The organism is Cellulosimicrobium sp. MI9406 (genome assembly GCF_040595865.1).
Taxonomy (GTDB): domain Bacteria; phylum Actinomycetota; class Actinomycetes; order Actinomycetales; family Cellulomonadaceae; genus Cellulosimicrobium; species Cellulosimicrobium funkei.
Genome location: NZ_JALIZI010000005.1, coordinates 1 through 17,089, shown reverse-complemented (window position 1 = coordinate 17,089; position 17,089 = coordinate 1). Strand labels below are relative to the sequence as shown.

At 71.7% G+C, this 17,089-nt stretch carries 14 protein-coding genes and 2 pseudogenes; 7 read left to right on the top strand and 9 right to left on the bottom strand.

Annotated features, from left to right (window positions below):
* Positions 1-49: 49 nt before the first annotated feature.
* Complete coding sequence (locus tag MT994_RS10365) at positions 50-442, top strand: hypothetical protein (protein ID WP_157446541.1); 393 nt, start codon at positions 50-52, stop codon at positions 440-442.
* Between the two features lie 21 nt (positions 443-463).
* Here MT994_RS10365 and MT994_RS10360 read toward each other — a convergent pair whose 3' ends face one another.
* Positions 464-1,831, bottom strand: coding sequence for a hypothetical protein (locus MT994_RS10360; RefSeq protein WP_354806151.1), 1,368 nt, complete (start codon positions 1,829-1,831; stop codon positions 464-466).
* A gap of 291 nt (positions 1,832-2,122) precedes the next feature.
* On the opposite strand from MT994_RS10360, the gene MT994_RS10355 reads away from it, so the two are divergent.
* Positions 2,123-2,899 (top strand): hypothetical protein, encoded by a 777-nt coding sequence (locus MT994_RS10355; RefSeq protein ID WP_354806150.1) that lies wholly within the window; start codon positions 2,123-2,125, stop codon positions 2,897-2,899.
* A gap of 121 nt (positions 2,900-3,020) precedes the next feature.
* Positions 3,021-4,421, top strand: a complete 1,401-nt coding sequence (locus MT994_RS10350) for an ATP-binding protein (RefSeq protein ID WP_157446543.1) — start codon at positions 3,021-3,023, stop codon at positions 4,419-4,421.
* Between the two features lie 308 nt (positions 4,422-4,729).
* On the opposite strand, the pseudogene MT994_RS10345 reads toward MT994_RS10350, so the two are convergent.
* The 8 genes and pseudogenes from MT994_RS10345 to MT994_RS10310 all read right to left on the bottom strand — a co-directional run.
* Positions 4,730-5,194: pseudogene (locus tag MT994_RS10345) on the bottom strand (zeta toxin family protein); the annotation flags it as partial.
* A 335-nt stretch (positions 5,195-5,529) separates the two neighbouring features.
* Positions 5,530-6,246, bottom strand: coding sequence for an N-acetylmannosamine-6-phosphate 2-epimerase (locus MT994_RS10340; protein ID WP_354806148.1), 717 nt, complete (start codon positions 6,244-6,246; stop codon positions 5,530-5,532).
* Positions 6,243-7,244 (bottom strand): ROK family protein, encoded by a 1,002-nt coding sequence (locus MT994_RS10335; RefSeq protein WP_354806147.1) that lies wholly within the window; start codon positions 7,242-7,244, stop codon positions 6,243-6,245. Before MT994_RS10335 ends, MT994_RS10340 begins: the two co-directional genes overlap by 4 nt.
* Positions 7,237-8,160 (bottom strand): dihydrodipicolinate synthase family protein, encoded by a 924-nt coding sequence (locus MT994_RS10330; RefSeq protein ID WP_354806145.1) that lies wholly within the window; start codon positions 8,158-8,160, stop codon positions 7,237-7,239. The genes MT994_RS10335 and MT994_RS10330 overlap by 8 nt, the downstream gene beginning before the upstream one ends.
* A gap of 74 nt (positions 8,161-8,234) precedes the next feature.
* Complete coding sequence (locus MT994_RS10325) at positions 8,235-9,077, bottom strand: ATP-binding cassette domain-containing protein (RefSeq protein ID WP_354806143.1); 843 nt, start codon at positions 9,075-9,077, stop codon at positions 8,235-8,237.
* Positions 9,074-11,173, bottom strand: coding sequence for an oligopeptide/dipeptide ABC transporter ATP-binding protein (locus MT994_RS10320; protein WP_354806142.1), 2,100 nt, complete (start codon positions 11,171-11,173; stop codon positions 9,074-9,076). The genes MT994_RS10325 and MT994_RS10320 overlap by 4 nt, the downstream gene beginning before the upstream one ends.
* A 1-nt stretch (position 11,174) precedes the next feature.
* Positions 11,175-12,131, bottom strand: a complete 957-nt coding sequence (locus MT994_RS10315) for an ABC transporter permease (RefSeq protein WP_021481963.1) — start codon at positions 12,129-12,131, stop codon at positions 11,175-11,177.
* Between the two features lie 131 nt (positions 12,132-12,262).
* The gene (locus MT994_RS10310; protein ID WP_354806141.1) at positions 12,263-13,867 is read right to left on the bottom strand and encodes an ABC transporter substrate-binding protein; all 1,605 of its coding nucleotides are present in this window, start codon (positions 13,865-13,867) and stop codon (positions 12,263-12,265) included.
* 100 nt (positions 13,868-13,967) lie between these two features.
* On the opposite strand from MT994_RS10310, the gene MT994_RS10305 reads away from it, so the two are divergent.
* The 4 genes and pseudogenes from MT994_RS10305 to MT994_RS10290 all read left to right on the top strand — a co-directional run.
* Positions 13,968-14,723: a GntR family transcriptional regulator gene (locus MT994_RS10305; protein ID WP_021481961.1), complete on the top strand. Its 756-nt coding sequence runs from the start codon at positions 13,968-13,970 to the stop codon at positions 14,721-14,723.
* A complete protein-coding gene (locus MT994_RS10300) occupies positions 14,720-15,787 on the top strand; it encodes a Gfo/Idh/MocA family oxidoreductase (protein ID WP_354806140.1) in 1,068 nt (355 codons plus the stop codon). Before MT994_RS10305 ends, MT994_RS10300 begins: the two co-directional genes overlap by 4 nt.
* Positions 15,784-16,866 (top strand): Gfo/Idh/MocA family oxidoreductase, encoded by a 1,083-nt coding sequence (locus MT994_RS10295; RefSeq protein ID WP_354806139.1) that lies wholly within the window; start codon positions 15,784-15,786, stop codon positions 16,864-16,866. Before MT994_RS10300 ends, MT994_RS10295 begins: the two co-directional genes overlap by 4 nt.
* Positions 16,866-17,089 (top strand): annotated as a pseudogene (locus tag MT994_RS10290) (glucosamine-6-phosphate deaminase); the annotation flags it as partial. The gene MT994_RS10295 and the pseudogene MT994_RS10290, both read left to right, overlap by 1 nt.

Genomic DNA, 17,089 nt, shown 5'->3' with positions numbered 1-17,089 from the left:
CCTCGGGAGGCGTCCCATGGTGCGCGTCGCGCGATGGAACACTCCGGTGGTGAGCTCACTGGCAGAAGCTCTGCAGACCACAGCGCTGCGGGTTCCGTGGTGGCGTGCGCTGCTCGGCTCGATCGTTGCCCTCGGCGGCACCGTCGCACTGTTCATCCCGATAGTGATCACCTTCGCCGTCGCGACCGACTTCAAGAACGGCAACTGTCGCGAGTCGGGGCCTATCCCTGACATGTGCCGCCACACAGCGGCTCAGGGGTATGCAGAGTCGATCGTGATGCTGGTCGCACCGACCGTCGTCGGGCTTCTTATCGCGCGCCCAAGGCACGTGGGCAAAATCGTGGCCGTCATTCTCGCTGTCGCCCTCGTCATCTACCTGCTGCTGACGTTCACCGGCGAGACGATCCCACCACCACCGGTCGAGCCAACCTGCGGCGCGTAGCCGTCGTCGTGGTGCTCGAGGCTACGACGGCGGTGCGGCGGCTCGCTGTGCCGCGTGCTGTTCGGCGAGAAAGGTAAACTCGCTCGAACGGCCAATCTTGTCGAAGACCGCCGCGGGTGCTCCGGCACGACGCAGCAGCAGCAGCACGGTGAGCCAGTACATCTCGCGGGTGAGCTGCACGGAGCTAGACGACGTCTCGAGCACTCCTACGTTGTGGTGTGCGAGGTCGTTGCGCCGCTGCTTCGCGTGCTCGGTCCATCCGGCAACATCGCCACCAATGAGCGTGAGGAACGGTTCGCCCACTTCGTGAATTGCAGCGGTGATGCGGGGACCGAAGTTGCCGGGCTTCTTCTTCCCATGGCGCGTGAGTGAGTCGAGCGCGGCCATGAGATTGGTTGCCCTGTCCTCGAGGAACATCGACGGTTGGTACTTGGTGGCGGTGATGCGTCGCAGTTCGGACTGGAAGGTCGTGGCGGTCTTGAGCCATGCCGCGAGGCCGTCCGTCCCAAGATCGGCGAGGGTGAAGAGCATCTCGGTGGAGTGAAGGTACGTGTCTGTGGTGGCTCGGTTGTTCCACCGGACGAAGTAGTCGGCGGGCGGGCCGCCGGTGTCAGGATGGGTCAGCTGGAAGTGGTGCTTCGCGGCGGTCGTACCCGTCGCAATCGTGACGAGGTCCTGCACGTCGTTCACCCGCGCGACGAAATCCGGTAGCGGCCGCAGCTCCTCACCATCGAAAGTCACCTGAACGCGGGCCTGTTGGGTGATCGTCATGACGTTGGGGATCTGTGGACTTGCCGACATCCGATGCAGAAGTCTCACAGACCCACCGTCGAACGGAACCTCCAGCGTTGGCACCGTGCTCGCTGTGACGGTAACGAACGGTGTGGGCGAATCGTTGGCGCCTGGCGCGACCCGGTGGTGCTCGACGGTGATGCCGTTGATGCCGCTCCAGGCCGTGAGCTGCGTGAGGGAGACGGTGGCGGAGGTGAACTCGAACGCCTCGTCGGCCTCGAACTCGATCCCACGGAGAACTGCGTTGACATGGACTGTCTCGGCGGCGTCGCCGAGTCCCAGGGAGCCGCGCAATCGGGTTCGGAAGCAGTCCTCGAGCGTGTAGGACTCATTGTCGGCGCGGCCAACGATGCGCGGGTACGTACCGGCGTGCTGGAGCGACTGACTGGTCACGTGCCCGACGCGGGTGCCGTCGGGTTGTGTGTCGTCCCAGACGACCTCCGCGTTAGGACGCAGGGCGTCATTGAGTTGCAGGCGCGCTCCGTCTTCCTCGGTGAAGGTCAGGACACCGTTGACCTTGTGGTCGGGTGTCTCAGGTAGCCACCACTTGCCCAGAACCTCGATGGGCTCGTCTCTTATCCCACCAGATGGACTCATTCCTGGCTGCTCCCTGCGTCGGCAGGAGCAGTAGTCGACGAGCGGCGCGCAGGGCGCGGGCTGATGCGTTCCACTTCGGAACCTTCCGGGCGAGACCAGACGTCTCGAGCAACCGTATCCGCAATAGGTCCACCGCTCCCGGTCCGTGCGGGCTGCATGGGATGCACGAGCTCGCGTCTCGCGGCGAGGCCGACGATCGCGCCGGTCAGGCAATGCCCGCTGCCGTTGGCAACGGGTGAAAGGAGCGCAGCGTCGAGCCGCTCCTTCCTGCTGCCGCGTGGCCTTCCTCGCATGAGTGACGAGGGCGACACCGTCGACGATCAGCAAGTTGCAGATTGGATGCTCCCGCTGCCGGTCCGGGAGGGGTGGGCTCCCATCGATGAGTGGCTCAAGCCGCGCACGACGTTCAACGAGCATGGTCGTCGGTTGCTGCGGGACTGGCTGGAACTGTTCTACCCCACGCGAACCCAGATGACTCGCGGGGTTGAGCGTCGCCGGATGTCGAGCAGTTACTTTGAAGCCGCTCAATCCATCTGGCGCGTCGCGGTCCTCGACACGGACGAGAACGGTCGTGGCTGCTACGGCCTCCGCCGGGAGGTATCACCGACCGCCGACTCTGCGGCGCATCTGGCTGCTTCAGGGCCACGACGGCGGGCTGGAGAACACCTGCGGCTGGCCTGGGCCAAGCTCTACGGCCTCCACCCGGATCCAAGCGGGGCCTACTGGCACGCGGTGAAGGCGATCGAAGCAGCGGGTAAGAGCACGCTCGCTCCCGATGACGACGACGCGACTCTCGGGAAGCTGATGGGCAACCTTCGTACGGGCCGCTCGAACTTCCGCGTCCGACTCGACGGTGACGAGCACAACGACTCCCGCGACACGCTCCATCACCTGATGGGAATGGTGTGGCGCAGCGAGTTCGACCATCACGGGACCGATGACCCAGAGGTTCCTCTCGGAGTGAGCGGCGCCGACGCGGAACCGGCGACCTTCGCCGCTATCACCCTGGTTCTGTACTTCCAGGCCGGCCATATATGGCGGGTGAAGGCCGATAGCAATAGCGCATGAGCGCGCGGGACCGCGGGACCGCCCGCATGGAGCCCGGGACTCGCATCTCACGAGCACGCACCTCTACCAGCCCGCAGACCTGGGATGATGGTCCGATCCGACGGGACCGACGAGGGGCAAGATGGCGATTAACTGGAGCGTGCTTGCCTTCTGGCGACGCTGGAAGAAGCAACCGAGCCCGGCGCCTGGTGTTGCCTCTCCGCAGGTCAGGCTCGACACGGTCTTCACTCCCAGCCGGCCCGCCAACCAGGCCTACGTCAAGCGCGAAGGACCGGAGCAAGACCTCCGAACAGCGCTCAAGACGCCCGGCACCCAGATCGTGGTCTACGGAGAATCGGGCGCCGGCAAGTCGTCCCTCGCGCACCGGGTGATGGCAGACCTCGGCCGGAGGCGCATCGTGACGAGCTGTGACGCCGTCACCTCATACGAAGATGTGCTGACCTCGGCGTTCCACCAGATCGGGGCCAACGCGACGACAGGCGTGCGGCAGACCGACGAAGCAACAGTGGGAGCCAAAGGCTCGGTCGGAGCCCCCGGAGTGGCCGGGGCCGAGTCGCATGCGTCTTGGACCGTCAACAACGAGAAGTCGTACTCCCCGGTGGTGGAAGCCCCGCGGACCGCTGAGCACCTCGCGCGCCGCCTCGGCGCGGCGGGCGTCTCGTGGATCATCGATGACTTCCACAAGGTGAGCGACAAAACCAAGGAGAGCCTGGCCCACGCTCTAAAGGTGTTCTCGGACATGAGCCAGGAGTTTCCGAAGACGACCATCGTCGTACTCGGCGCGGCAAACACCCCTGCCGAAGTCTGGGGAAGCCCGGCGAACCTCCCCGGGAGGCTCGTTTCCATCGAAGTCCCCCCGCTGACGCCCGAGGAGCTGGGCGCAATCCTCGACACTGGCTCCGAGCTCCTGAACGTGGACTTCTCCAAGGTCCGTACCGAGATCATCCGACACTCCGTCGGTCTCGCCAGCGTCACCCACGCCCTAGCTTTCATGTCGTGCCAGGAACTCGGCATCGAAGAGCCCGCGGCCGAAAGCGTCCAGGTAACCCCGGCGGCTCTGGAAGCAGCTAAGCGCTCCTACGGACGGACCCGCGCCCCCCAGGTGCGCGAGGCGTTCGAGAAGGCGCTGGCGGTCGTCCAGCGAAAGCGCAAGTTCGACAACTACGCGCTGATCCTCAGCGCCCTGGCTAGTTTCGGAGAATCTGGCGCGACGCACAACGAGCTTTATCTGAAGATCCGAGAAACCGAGCCGGACTACCCATCAGGTAATCTCACGACATACCTTGTGCGCCTTCAGGGGGATGACCGAGGCGCGGTCATTCGGAAGACGCTCGGGGGGCAATACAGGTTCTCAACGCCCCTCATGCATACGCATGCGCGCATGCTGTTCGACATCAATGCTGTCGATACCTTCTGGACCGAGGTCGATCCCACGCCTTCCGAGAAGCAGAAGGCAGCCAATGCCCTCGCTGGCCTGGGCGAAGAGCCCAATCCAGACCCGCGGCAGCAGGGCGGGAGCTGATCTCGGGGGCCCGCCTCACCTACGCCGCGTCTACCGTTCGGTGCCGCGCGATTCAGGGTTCCGGCCGCTGCGCCGCCCCCTCCGCGGTGGAACAGGAAAGCTCGCGCCCGCAGTCCGGGAACCTCCGCAGCCCGGCGCTCGATCAGTCCGCCACCGTGTCGGACTCGATCCGACTCCGTGACCCGCGGCCGGTCACCCGCCGGCGTCCAGTAGCGGCGGAAGCTAACGACGTTGGTGCACTCGTGCGCCAGGCGCTCAGCCGACTCTTGGGAGATCGCGCGGGTTCCCTCCTCCGGGTACACGCTGCGTGCGTAGTCCTCGGGGACCCAGCGGCCGCCGTGGCGGTACTCGGGGTCTCCCTGGAGCGCCAGGGTGTAGTCGTCGCGCCAGCGTTGGGCGATTCTGGCGGCCGCGACGTCGTAGGGCACCTCGACATCGACGACGTCGACGAGGTAGCCGGCGCGCTCGAGCTGATGCCCGGGCTCGACGGCGGCGTCCGGCTTGGACAGGACCGAGTCGATGACGACGTTGGCGCCGGCGCGGATCGCTTCCTCGTGCACGACCTTGGCCAGCGCGGAGGACTCTTTGTGCACGAGGGCGGCGAAGTCGAGCGGGAAGAGCCGCTCCTCCCTGGGCCTCGAGCTCGCGCACCGAGGCCGGCTTGATGAAGTTCCCGTAGGACCCGTCGGCGGCGGCCGCGTCCAGTAGCTGAATCTTGATCTCGTCTGGATCGACTTCAAGCCACTTGCGCTGGCTCTCGCTACCGGGCTCACCGATCAGCCCTCCCAGGATCCGCGACTTGCCGGCCCCGGGCGGCACGGCGAGGACGATCGCGCACTTGTCGTGCGCGACCTCGTTCTCCATCGTGGCACGAAGCCGAGGAGGAGCGCGTGCAGCTCCTCGCGCATCGGGGTCGGCATCCCGGGGGTGAAGAACCAGGCCGGGTTCGCGATGGTGGCGTGCAGACTCTCGCGTGACAGCGGGGCGCCGGTTACCGGTGGATCGCCCGCAGCCCGGCGAGGTCGCACGCCGCGCAGTCCGCGCTCGCGCCGGGGTTGCGCAGCACGCGGAGCCGGGGCGACGCGTCGCCGCCCCGGCACCCACCGGGTCAGGCGGGCGGCGCCACCGCGTCGACGAACCAGGACGTCAGTGTCGTCGGGTGGGTGATCGCCGTGCCCACGCACACGGCGAACGCACCGTGCGCCATCGCCTCGGCGGCCTGGGCGGGGGTGTGCACGCGCCCTTCGACGACGACCGGGAGGGTGCAGGCGGCGACCATCTCGTCGACGAGCGCGAGGTCGGGTCCGTCGGTCCGGGGCCGCTCGCCGGTGTAGCCGGAAAGGGTCGTGCCGAGCAGGTCGACGCCCGCGTCCTGGGCGGCGAGCGCGTCGTCGAGCGACCCACAGTCCGCCATGACGAGCGCGTCGGTCGTCTCGCGCAGGCGCGCGACGGTCTCGGCGAGCGTGAGTCCGTCGGGGCGCGGCCGGCGCGTGCCGTCGAGCGCGACGACGTGCGCGCCAGCGTCCGCGACCGCGACGGCGTGCCGGAGGGTCGGGGTGATGAAGACCCCGCCGTCGCCGTCCTTCCACAGCCCGACGACGGGCACGTCGACCGCCGCGACGACGGCCGCGACGTCGTCCAGGCCCTGGACGCGGACGGCGGCCGCGCCCCCGGCGACGACGGCGCGCGCCATCTGCGCCGTCGTGCGCGGGTCGCGCAGGGGCTCGCCGGGGTAGGCCTGGCAGGACACCGTGAGGCGTCCGCGCATCGCGTCGAGGACGCGGTCGCGCGTCCACGGGGTCCGGTCGTGCTGCTCCGCGCTCATCGCGCCCCTCCGTCGGTCGTGCGGTCGTCCAGCAGGTTCCACGCGCCGCGCGCCGCGCCGACGACCGCCGCGACGTTCCCGAGCGCGGCGGGCCGCAGGGGGAGGTCGGCGAGCACGTCGACGACCTCCGCGCGCAGCGCGTCCTCGAGCGCGGACCACCACAGGTCGCCCGCTCCGGCCATGCCGCCGCCGACGACGACCACCTCCGGGTCGAGCACGGTGACGACCCCGGCGACGGCGCGGCCCACGGCCCGGGCGGCGTCGCGCACGACCGAGGCCGCGAGCTCGTCGCCCGCGTCGGCCCGGGCGACGACGTCGCGCGTGTCGGGGCTGGTCGCGTCCCCGCCGAGCGCGAGGTAGCGGCGGTGGACGGCCGGGCCCGCCCCGATGGCCTCCAGGTGGCCGGTGCGTCCGCACGGGCAGCGCAGGAGCTCGGCGCCGGGGACGGGCACGTGCCCCAGCTCCCCCGCGACGTGGTGCGCGCCGCGCAGGGGACGCCCGTCGAGCACGACGGCGCCCCCCACCCCGGTCCCGACGGCGACGAGCAGCGCGCTGCGCGCGCCCGCGGCGGCGCCGCGCCACACCTCGCCCGCGGCGTGCGCGTCGACGTCGTTCTCGACGAACACGGGCAGGTCGGCGTCCGCCGCGAGGTCGGCGAGCCGGCGGCGCAGGCCGCCCGCGACGTCGGTCCCGGGCCAGCCGGGCAGGGTGTCGGTCGCGGAGACGATCACGCCGCGACCGACGTCCACCACCCCGGCCGTGCCGACCCCGAGCGCGCGCAGGCGCGCCGCGCCCGGCAGCGCGGCGACGACCTCGCGCACGACCCCGGCGACGGCGTCGAGCACCGCGTCGGGGCCGCCCGCGGCCGGGGTCGGCACGGCGAGCACGGGACCGAGGGTCCCGTCGGCCGCGACGGTCGCCGCGGCCGTCTTGGTGCCGCCGAGGTCGACGCCGACGACGACCGTCGGCGACGCGGCGACCGGGGAGGCGTCAGCCACGCAGGAGCCCCGCGGCGCGCGTGATCTCCTCGACGCGCGCGGCGACGTCGTCCGCGAGCGGCTCGACGGGGTACGCGAGCGTCGCGGTCTCGATGAGCCCCTGGCGCTGCGCGGCCACCTTGAACGCCCCGACGCCCGCGGCGTCGCCCGAGCGGCCGCGTGCCTGGAACACGATCTCGAACAGCGCGGCGATACGGTCCTGCTCCATCCGGGCATCGTCCCACTTCCCCGCCTGGGCGAGGTCCCACAGGCGCACGTAGCCGCCCGCGTCGACGTTCGCGAGGCCCGGCACGACGCCGTCGGCGCCGAGCAGCAGCATCCCGTCGACCACGACCTCGTGCCCTGTGAAGAGCGCGAGGGGCGAGCCGGCCGCCGCGTTGGCGGCGACGAGGCGGCGGAACGCGACGTCGTCGCCCGACGAGTCCTTGACGCCCGCGAGGACGCCCTCGGTGCCGAGCCGGACGAGGAGGTCCGCGGGCAGCTTCGTCCGCACGCGCACGGGGATGTCGTACGCGAAGAGCGGCACGTCGACGGCGGCCGCGACGGCGCGCAGGTGGCGCTCGATCTCGTCGAGGTCGTTGAGCGCGTAGACGGGGGCCGTGGCGACGACCGCGTCCACCCCGCCCGCCACGAGCGCCTTCGCCTGCTCCACGACGCGCGCCGTCGTCAGGTCGATGGCGCCGCCCATGACGGGCACGCGGCCCGCGGCCGTGCGCACGACGGTCCGCACGACGACGTCGCGCTGCGCATCGGTGAGGTAGGCGACCTCGCCGGTCGACCCGAGCACGAACAGGCCGTGCACGCCCTCGGTGACGAGGTGGTCCACGAGACGCTCGAGGGACGCGACGTCGACCTCGCCCTCGGTCGTGAGCGGGGTGAGGACGGGCGGGACGATCCCGCGGAAGGGGGTGGTCACGAGGAGCTCCGGTTCTGGGTTCAGCGGTGTGGTGGTCGGGGTGGTGCCCGGTGTCGGGCGGGGCGCGGCGGCGCTCACAGGAGCGCGGGCGCCGCGCCGAGCAGGGTGCGGGTGTAGTCGTCCTGCGGGTCGTCGAGCACGCGCGCGGCGGGGCCCGACTCGACGATGCGGCCGCCCTGCATGACGACGATCTCGTCGGAGACGTGGCGCACCGTCTGGATGTCGTGCGAGATGAAGACCATCCCCAGGTCGAGCGTGGCCTTGAGGTCGGCGAGCAGGTTGAGGATCTGGGCACGCACGGACACGTCGAGCGCGGACGTGGGCTCGTCGGCGACGATCACGTCCGGCGCGAGCGCGAGGGCGCGAGCGATCGCGACGCGCTGCCGCTGCCCGCCGGAGAGCTGGCCGGGCAGCGCGTCGAGCGCCGACTCGGGCAGCCCGACGAGGTGCACGAGCTCGCGGACGCGCGCCTCGCGCGACGCCGCGTCGCCGACGCGGTGCACGTCGAGCGGGTCGCGCAGCGCGTCCCGCACGCGCATGCGGGCGTTGAGCGCGGTGGCCGGGTCCTGGAAGACGACGGACACGACCCGCCCGACGTCGCGCCGCACGCGCGTCGTGTACTTGTCGACCGGCTGCCCGCGGAAGCGGATCTCGCCGGACGTCGGCGCCTGCAGCCCGACGAGCACCTTCGCCATGGTCGACTTGCCCGAGCCGGACTCGCCGACGATCCCGAGCGTGCTGCCGCGGCGGACCGCGACGCTGACGTCGTTCACGGCGTGCACCCGGTTGGCCTTGAAGAGCGTGCCCGTGCGGGCCTTGAAGACGACGTGCACGCCGCGCAGCTCGACGACGGGGGTGTCGCGGTCGGTCGCGGACCCCCGCTCCGCGGCGGTCGGGGTCTGGTCGGTGGCGCTCATCGCGTCCCTCCGGTGGTGATCGGGGCGGGGCCACCGCCCGCGACGGCGCCGACCGGCTCGTCCGGCGGCATCGCGACGAGGTGCTGCCCGTCGGCGTCCACGGCGCGCAGCACGGGCCGCACGTCGAGACCGCGGTCGGGGCGCGACGAGCGCGGCGCGAACCGGTCGCCCGTCGGGAAGTCGCGCGGCGACGGGACGGTGCCGGGGATCTGGTGCAGGCGCGTGGAGCGCTGCTCGATCGAGAGCACCGCGCCGAGCAGGCCCTGCGTGTACTCGTGGCGGGGGTCGGTGAGCAGCTCGCTCGTCGGCGCCTGCTCGACGACCTGGCCCGCGTACATGACCGTGATGCGGTGCGCGATCTGCGCGACGAGCGCGAGGTCGTGGCTGACGAACACCATCGCGAAGCCGAGCTTGACGCGCAGCTCGTCGAGCAGCGCGACGACCTGGGCCTGGACGGTGACGTCGAGCGCCGTCGTCGGCTCGTCCGCGATGACCAGCTTCGGGTCGCGCGTGAGGGCCATGGCGATGAGCACGCGCTGGCGCTGCCCGCCGGAGAGCTCGTGCGGGTAGCTCTTGAGCGTGCGCTCCGGGTCGAGGCCCACGAGCTCGAGGAGCTCCTCGGCCGTGCGGGTCCCGCCGCGGCGCGTGAGCTGCTTCATCTGCGCACGGACGAGCATCGACGGGTTGAGCGAGCTCAGCGCGTCCTGGTAGATCATCGCGATCTCGGTGCCGCGCAGCGCCGCGCGCTCGCGGTTGCCCATCGCGAGCAGGTCCTTGCCGCCGTAGCGGATCTCGCCGCTGATCTGCGCGGAGGGGTCCAGCAGGCCCATGACGGCGAGCGAGGTGATCGACTTGCCGCAGCCGGACTCGCCGACCAGCGCCATCGTCTCGCCGGGCCGCACGGAGAACGAGACGTCGTCGACGACCGCGACGTCCCCGTGGCGCGGGAAGCGGATGGACAGGTTGCGCACCTCGAGCAGGGGCTCGGCGTCGCCGTCGTACACGGGCCGGTCCGTGCGGGCCGCCTCGGCGGCGCGCAGCGTGGCGAGGCGCGAGGCGAGGGGCACGGCCCGCCCGACGTGCGCGACCTGCGGCTCGACGTCCGGCACGACCGGCTCGGACTCGGCGAGGCGTGCCTCGTCCGCCGTCTCGACCGGCTCGTCGGCGTCCATCGCGGTGAGCTCCGCGGCAACGGCCGCGTCGTCGGAGTCGGTCGCGAGGGCCTTCGCCGGGGTGGCGCGCGTCGCCCGCGGGGCGGCGACCATCGCGTCCGTCATGCCCTCGGACAGGATGTTGAGGCACAGGACGGTGAGCATGATGGCCAGGCCGGGGAAGAACGTCGCCCACCAGTAGCCGCCCATGACGAGGTCGCGGCCGGCGGCGATGATGTTGCCCCACGAGGGCTCCGGGTCGGGCACGCCCGCCTGGATGAAGGACAGCGACGCCTCGAAGACGATCGCGTCGGCCACGAGCACGGTGGTGAACACGAGCACGGGCGCCGCGCAGTTGCGGGCGACGTGCTTGGCGAGGATCCAGGCCGTGCGGGCGCCCATGACGCGGGTCGCGGCGACGTAGTCCTCGCCGTACTGGTCGAGGATGTTGGCCCGCACGACGCGCGTGAGCTGCGGCGTGTAGAGGAACGCGATCGTCAGCACGAGCACGGGCAGCGAGCGGCCGAAGACCGAGACGAACACGGCGGCCAGCGCGATGCCGGGGAACGACATGACGATGTCGAGCACGCGCATGAGGGTCTCGGAGACGCTCTTGCGGGCCGTCGCGGCGACTGCGCCGAGCACGGCGGCCGCGGCGAGCGCGATGGCGGTGGCCCCGAGGCCGATGACGAGCGAGTACCGCGCGCCGTAGACGACGCGGGAGAAGATGTCGCGCCCCTGGCGGTCGGTGCCGAACCAGCTCTCCGCGCTCGGGGGCTGGACGGGCGTGCCGGTGGCGAGCGGGTCGTGGCTCGCGACGAGCGGCGCGAAGACGGCCGCGAGCGCCACGAGGAGCACGAACGCGAGGGAGATCTTGGACCCGAGGGGCAGCGCGCGCAGGCGCAGCCCGGGGGTCGAGAGTCGTTCGGTGAGCTGTCGGCGCACGTCACACCGTCCTGATCCGCGGGTTGACGAGCACGTAGAGCATGTCGACCACGATGTTGATGAGCACGAACGCGAGCGCCACGGTGAGGGTCACGCCCTGCACGAGGTTGGGCTCGTTGTTGGTGACGCCGTTGAGGATGAGCGTGCCCATGCCGGGCAGCGCGAAGATGATCTCGATGACGACGGCGCCGCCGATGAGGTAGCCGACGCGCAGGCCGAGGACCGTGATCGGGGTGATGAGCGCGTTGCGCAGCACGTTGCGCCCCACGACGACGTGGCGCGGGATGCCCGCGCCGATCGCGGTACGGACGTAGTCCTTGTCGAGCTCCTCGACCACGGACGTGCGCACGACGCGCGTGAGCTGGCCGACGACGGGGATCGCGAGCGCGAGCGCGGGCAGCGTCATGCGCGCGAGATAGCCGCCGAGGTCCTCGGACGGGTCGGGCAGGGGCCCGCTCGCGGGCAGCCACCCGGCGCTCAGCGTGACGACCTGGATGAGCAGCACCGCGAGCCAGAACGACGGCGTCGCGAGGGACGCGACGGACACGACGCGGATCGCCTTGTCGGGCCAGCGGTCGCGGTAGAGCGCCGCGAGGATGCCCATGACGAGCGCGGCCACGACGGCGATGACGAGGCCCATGAGCGTGAGCTGCAGGGTGATCGGCAGGGCGCGCGCGACCTCGTCGGCCACGGGCACCTGGCGTGCGCTGAACGTGCCGAGGTCCCCGTGCAGGAGGCCGCCGAGGAACGCGACGTACCGGACGAGGAGCGGGTCGTTGAGCCCGTTGGCCTCGCGGTACGCCTCGCGCGCCTCGACCGAGGCACCCTCGCCGAGGGCCTGGATCGCGGGGTCGACCTGCGAGAACGACATCACGAGGAACACGAGGAACGTGATGCCGAGGATCATGATCGGCAGCTGCAGGAGGCGGCGTCCGACGAGTCGCAGCAGCGCGCTCATGGTCGACCTCCTGGTGCGTCGGGGGTGCGGTGCATGTCTGTCCGTTCTGGGTGCCGGGCGGGTACCGGGCCCCTCGCCGGGGCGGGCGAGGGGCCCGGGGTCGGTCGGCGCCGAGGGCTACGCGCCCGCGGCTACTTGACGAGGCCGGCGTCGAGGAACGACAGGCCCGTGATGGGCAGCGGCTTGAAGCCGGAGAGCGTGTCGCCGTCCCACGCGGTCGGCAGCTTGCGGTGCAGCAGCGGGTAGAGCGGCACCTCGGTGGAGATCAGGTCGAACGCCTGGTTCCACAGCTCCTGCTGCTCGTCGCCCGACGTGCGGACGGCGGCGTCGAGGATGCCCTGGAGCTCGGCGAACTTCGGGTCGTCGTTCCAGCGGTAGCGCGACTGCGACCACACGTTGTCGCCGTACCACCAGCGCATGAGCAGGTCGGGGTCGTTGCCGAAGACGGACGGGTCGCCGGGCGCCACCATGACCTGCAGGTCGCCGTTGTCGACCTTGGTGTACTGGCCGCCGGACTGGCCGATGTCGAGCGTCGTGTCGACGCCGATCGCGTCGAGGTTCTCCTTGATGAGCGGCGCGATGTCCGCGACCCAGCCGGTGTCGGTGGTGAGCAGCGTGATGGACAGGTCGCTCACGCCGGCCTCGGCAAGCAGCGACTTCGCCTTCTCCGGGTCGTACGAGTAGACGGTCGACGCCTCCTGGTAGTTCGGGTGGCTCTGCGGCAGGAAGCTCGTGGCCGCGGCGCCGTTCCCGAGCAGGCCGTTGTCGATGATCTTGTCCATGTCGAGCGCATAGAAGAACGCCTGGCGCACGCGGACGTCGTCGAACGGGGGCAGGTCGGTGTTGAACATCATGAAGAGCGTGCCGAACGACTGGACCGACTCGACGTCCACGGCGCCCTCGAGCGTCGGGACGTCGATGTAGGGGACGTCCTCGATCGCGCTGACCGTGCCGGAGCTCATCGCGGTGACGCGCGCCGCGGGGTCGGACAGCAGGTTCCACACGAGGCCGGCGGCCAGCGCGGGACGACGGCCGTTGTAGTCGTCGAAGCGCTCGAACGTGATCTTGTCGTCGGGCGTCGCCTGGGTCATCTTGAACGGGCCGGTGCCGACGGGCAGGGCGTTGAACGACTCGTAGTCGGACTCCACGAGCGCCTTCGGGACGATCTTGACGACCGACACGCGCTCGGGGACGAGGCTGAACGGGTACTTGAGGTTGATCGAGACCGTGTCGTCGTCGACGGGGGTCACGGACTCGATGAAGTCGATGAAGCCGGCGTAGAGCGACTCGCTCGCCGGGTCGAGGACGCGCGCGAAGCTGAAGACGACGTCGTCGACGGTGACGGGCGTGCCGTCGTGGAAGACCGCGCCCTCGCGGATGTCCACCTCGTAGTGGGTGTCGTCGACCTGCGCCGGGAGGTCGGTGCCGAGCGCCGCGTAGACCTCGCGCGTCGCGGGGTCGAGCTCGGTGAGTCCCTCGAACACGTGCCAGTTCGCGGCTACTGTCACGGCACCGGTGGTGATCATCGGGTCGAAACCACCGGAGAGGGAGTACGAGATGCCCGCCTCGATCACGGCGTCCTGGTCGATCTCGCCCTGGGCGGCGGTGCCCTCGGTCGGGTCGTCCTGCGCGGCGTCGCCACCCGAGCACGCCGCGAGGCCGAGCGCGAGCACGACGCCCGCGGCGACCGCAGCGACTCCCCGGCGACGGGGAGGTGAGCTGACGTGAAGCTTCATTGGTTCTCCTGACATGAGACCGACACTCTTCCGGAGAGAAGATGTCTGATGTCTGACGTTGTGTAGCATGACACTAGGACCAGAAACCGAAGGGGTCAAGATGGCGACACCACGGCGGAGGAGCTTCGCGACGCTCGACGCCTCCAGAGCCGGCAGCACCGGTGCGACCGCACCGCGGCGGACCACCACCGCCGACCGGATCAAGGACTTCATCCTCGGCGAGGGGCTCCGGCCCGGGGATCCGCTCCCCACCGAGGCCGAGCTGTGCGAGCACCTCGGCGTCTCCCGGTCGAGCGTGCGCGAGGCGATCCGCACCCTGTCGACCCTCGACATCGTCGAGGTCCGCCACGGGCACGGCACGTTCGTCGGCAGCATGTCGCTCGACGCGCTCGTCGAGGCGCTCGTCTTCCGCGGCGTCCTCTCCCCCGGTGACGACCTGCGGGCGCTGCGCGACGTCGTCGAGGTGCGCCAGTCCCTCGACCTCGCCATGGCCGAGCGCATCGTCGCGAGCCTCACCGGGACCTCGAACCCCGAGCTGCACGCCCTCGTCGACGAGATGGTCGCCGCGGCGTCGCAGGGCCAGTCGTTCCCCACCCAGGACCGGGCCTTCCACACCGGCCTGCTCGCGCGGCTCGACAACTCGCTCGTCGGGCAGCTCGTCGCCGCGTTCTGGGACGTGCACACCGCCGTGATCCCCAAGCTCGGGCTCTCCGTCGCCGCCGACCTCGACCAGACCGCCCGCGCGCACGGCGCGATGCTCGACGCCGCCGAGGCCGGCGACGTCGACGCGTTCCGGGCCGCCGTCGCCTCGCACTACCAGCCGATCGACCGGGCACTCGGGGTGACGACCGCGTGAGACCCCAGCACCTCCCCCCGGCCGGGCGACCGTCGAGCCGCCGCCCCGTCGGGATCGCCGTCGTGGGCATCGGGGCGTTCGCGCGCGAGCACCTCACGGCCCTCGCGGCGCTCGACGGCGCGGACGTGCGCTGGGTCGTCGGGCACGACCTGGAGCGCACCCGCGCGCTCGCGGCGCTCGTCCCCGGTGCCCGGGCGACGACCGCCCTCGACGAGGCGCTCGCGGACGACGCCGTGCACGCCGTGGACGTCGTCACCGCGACACCCACGCACGCGCGCGACACGATCGCCGCGGGCGAGGCCGGCAAGCACGTCCAGGTCGAGAAGCCGGCGGCGCTGTCGCTGCCCGAGCTCGACGCGATGGTCGCGGCGACCGAGGGCCGGGGCACGACGCTCGTCGTCGGGCAGACCGTGCGCTTCCAGCCCGCCGTGACGGCGCTCGCCGCCGCGGCCCGCCGGGGCGAGATCGGCACCCCGCGGCTCGCGCACATCTCCTGGTACACGGGCCACGCGTGGCCCGCCGGGTGGCGCGGCTGGCAGCTCGACCCGGAGCTCTCGGGCGGGCACCCCGTGCACAACGGCACCCACATCATGGACGCCGCGACGTGGCTGCTCGACGACGAGCCGGTCGAGGTCTTCGCGCGCGGCTTCCGCACGTTCTCGCCCGACATGGAGTCGCCCGACTCGTTCCACGTGCAGCTCCGCACGGCGTCGGGCGCGCTCGCGACGCTCGAGCTCTGCTACGCGCTGCGCCGCCGCGGCGAGCTCGTGCGCCGGGTCGTGCTCGTGGGGACCGAGGGGACGCTCGCGCACTCCACCACCGAGGAGGACGGCCTGCACTCCGACGCCACGACCGCCCCGCCGGTCTCCGTCGAGGGCGCGCTGGGGCTCCAGCTCGCGCACTGGCTCGACGTGGTGCGCGGCGACGCGGCGCCCGTCGTCACCACGCCGCAGGTGCGGGCCGCGCTCGCGACCGCGCTCGCCGCGCAGCGCTCGCTCGTCTCCGGGCGGCGCGAGCGCGTCGCCGACGTCCCTGGCTACGCGACCACGGGGGTGGCCGCATGAGCACCGTCCTGCGCGTCGCGTTCGCGTCGGCCGTGCGCCACGCGGCCGACTACCTGCGCCTCCTCGCCACCGACGACCGCGTCGAGCTCGTCGGCGTCGTCGAGGAGGCGGACGCGCCCGGCTGGGTGCGCGACGACTCGCGCGCCGTCGCCGAGCGCACCGGGATGCCGTACGCCGAGGTGACCGACGTCGCGTCCGTCGCGGAGACCCTGGGCAGCGCGGTGGACCTCGTCGTCGTGTGCGCCGAGCCGACCCGGCACGCCCGCCTCGCCGCCGCGCTGCTGGAGGCGGGCCTCGACGTGCTCGTCGACAAGCCCGTCGCGACGACCCTCGCCGACGCCGACCACCTCGTCGCGCTCGCCGCCCGCACGGGCCGGACGTGCGCCGTCGTGAACCGCACGCACGCGCCCGCGCTGCGCCGCCTGCGCGCGTGGGTCGACGCCGGCCACGTGGGCCTGCCGCGCCACCTGGACCTCGAGTTCCTCGCGTCCGGCGCCCACTTCGCGACGTCGGTCGAGCGCCCGGGCCTCGTCGTGGACCGCGCGCTCTCCGGGGGCGGCGAGCTGCTGAACTTCCTCGGCTACTGCGCCGACGCGGCGCACCACCTCACCGGGCTGCGCACCGTCGAGGTGCACGCGTTCGCGGGGTCGCTCTTCGTCGAGCCGCACCGCGAGGCCGGGGTCGAGGACACGGCGGTCGTCACGCTCGAGCTGGAGCGCGGCGTGACCGCGACGATCACCCTCGGGCGCGTCCCGTTCGCGCCCGGCGGGACGCCCACCACGTCGTCGGTGCGGCTGCTCGGGTCGCACGGCCACGCCGTCGCGGACGACGACGCCCCGGCGGTCGCGCGGTTCGGCGCGGACGGTCGGACGACGATCGCCGCGGACGCGGGCCAGGTCGCCGCGGCGGCGTACCTGCGGCACGTGGTCGGGGCGGTGCTGGCCGGCGGACGGCCGGACTACGGGATCGAGGAGGCGCGCGCGTCGCTCGCCGTGATCGACGCGGCGTACCGCTCGGTCGACAGGGGCGACGTGGTCGCGGTGGAGCACCGGACGGTGCCCGAGGAGGCGAGGGTCTGATGGAGGTCGTGATCGCTCCGGCGGAGCGGTTGGCGGTGCTGGCTGCAGATGCCGTGGAGGCGGTGGTGCGGTCGGGTCCGGGGGCGGTGCTGGGGCTGGCGACGGGGTCGTCGCCGTTGAAGGTGTACGACGAGCTGGTGCGGCGTCATGTGCAGGAGGGGTTGTCGTTCGCGGGGGTGCGGGCGTTCATGCTGGACGAGTACGTGGGGTTGCCGGTCGATCA

Excerpts from the sequence above, each read along its gene's own strand:
- MT994_RS10360 (WP_354806151.1), bottom strand. The coding sequence starts at position 1,831 with ATGAGTCCATCTGGTGGGATAAGAGACGAGCCCATCGAGGTTCTGGGC.
- MT994_RS10355 (WP_354806150.1), top strand. The coding sequence starts at position 2,123 with ATGAGTGACGAGGGCGACACCGTCGACGATCAGCAAGTTGCAGATTGG.
- MT994_RS10350 (WP_157446543.1), top strand. The coding sequence starts at position 3,021 with ATGGCGATTAACTGGAGCGTGCTTGCCTTCTGGCGACGCTGGAAGAAG.
- MT994_RS10340 (WP_354806148.1), bottom strand. The coding sequence starts at position 6,246 with ATGAGCGCGGAGCAGCACGACCGGACCCCGTGGACGCGCGACCGCGTC.
- MT994_RS10325 (WP_354806143.1), bottom strand. The coding sequence starts at position 9,077 with ATGAGCGCCACCGACCAGACCCCGACCGCCGCGGAGCGGGGGTCCGCG.
- MT994_RS10315 (WP_021481963.1), bottom strand. The coding sequence starts at position 12,131 with ATGAGCGCGCTGCTGCGACTCGTCGGACGCCGCCTCCTGCAGCTGCCG.
- MT994_RS10310 (WP_354806141.1), bottom strand. The coding sequence starts at position 13,867 with ATGAAGCTTCACGTCAGCTCACCTCCCCGTCGCCGGGGAGTCGCTGCG.
- MT994_RS10305 (WP_021481961.1), top strand. The coding sequence starts at position 13,968 with ATGGCGACACCACGGCGGAGGAGCTTCGCGACGCTCGACGCCTCCAGA.
- MT994_RS10295 (WP_354806139.1), top strand. The coding sequence starts at position 15,784 with ATGAGCACCGTCCTGCGCGTCGCGTTCGCGTCGGCCGTGCGCCACGCG.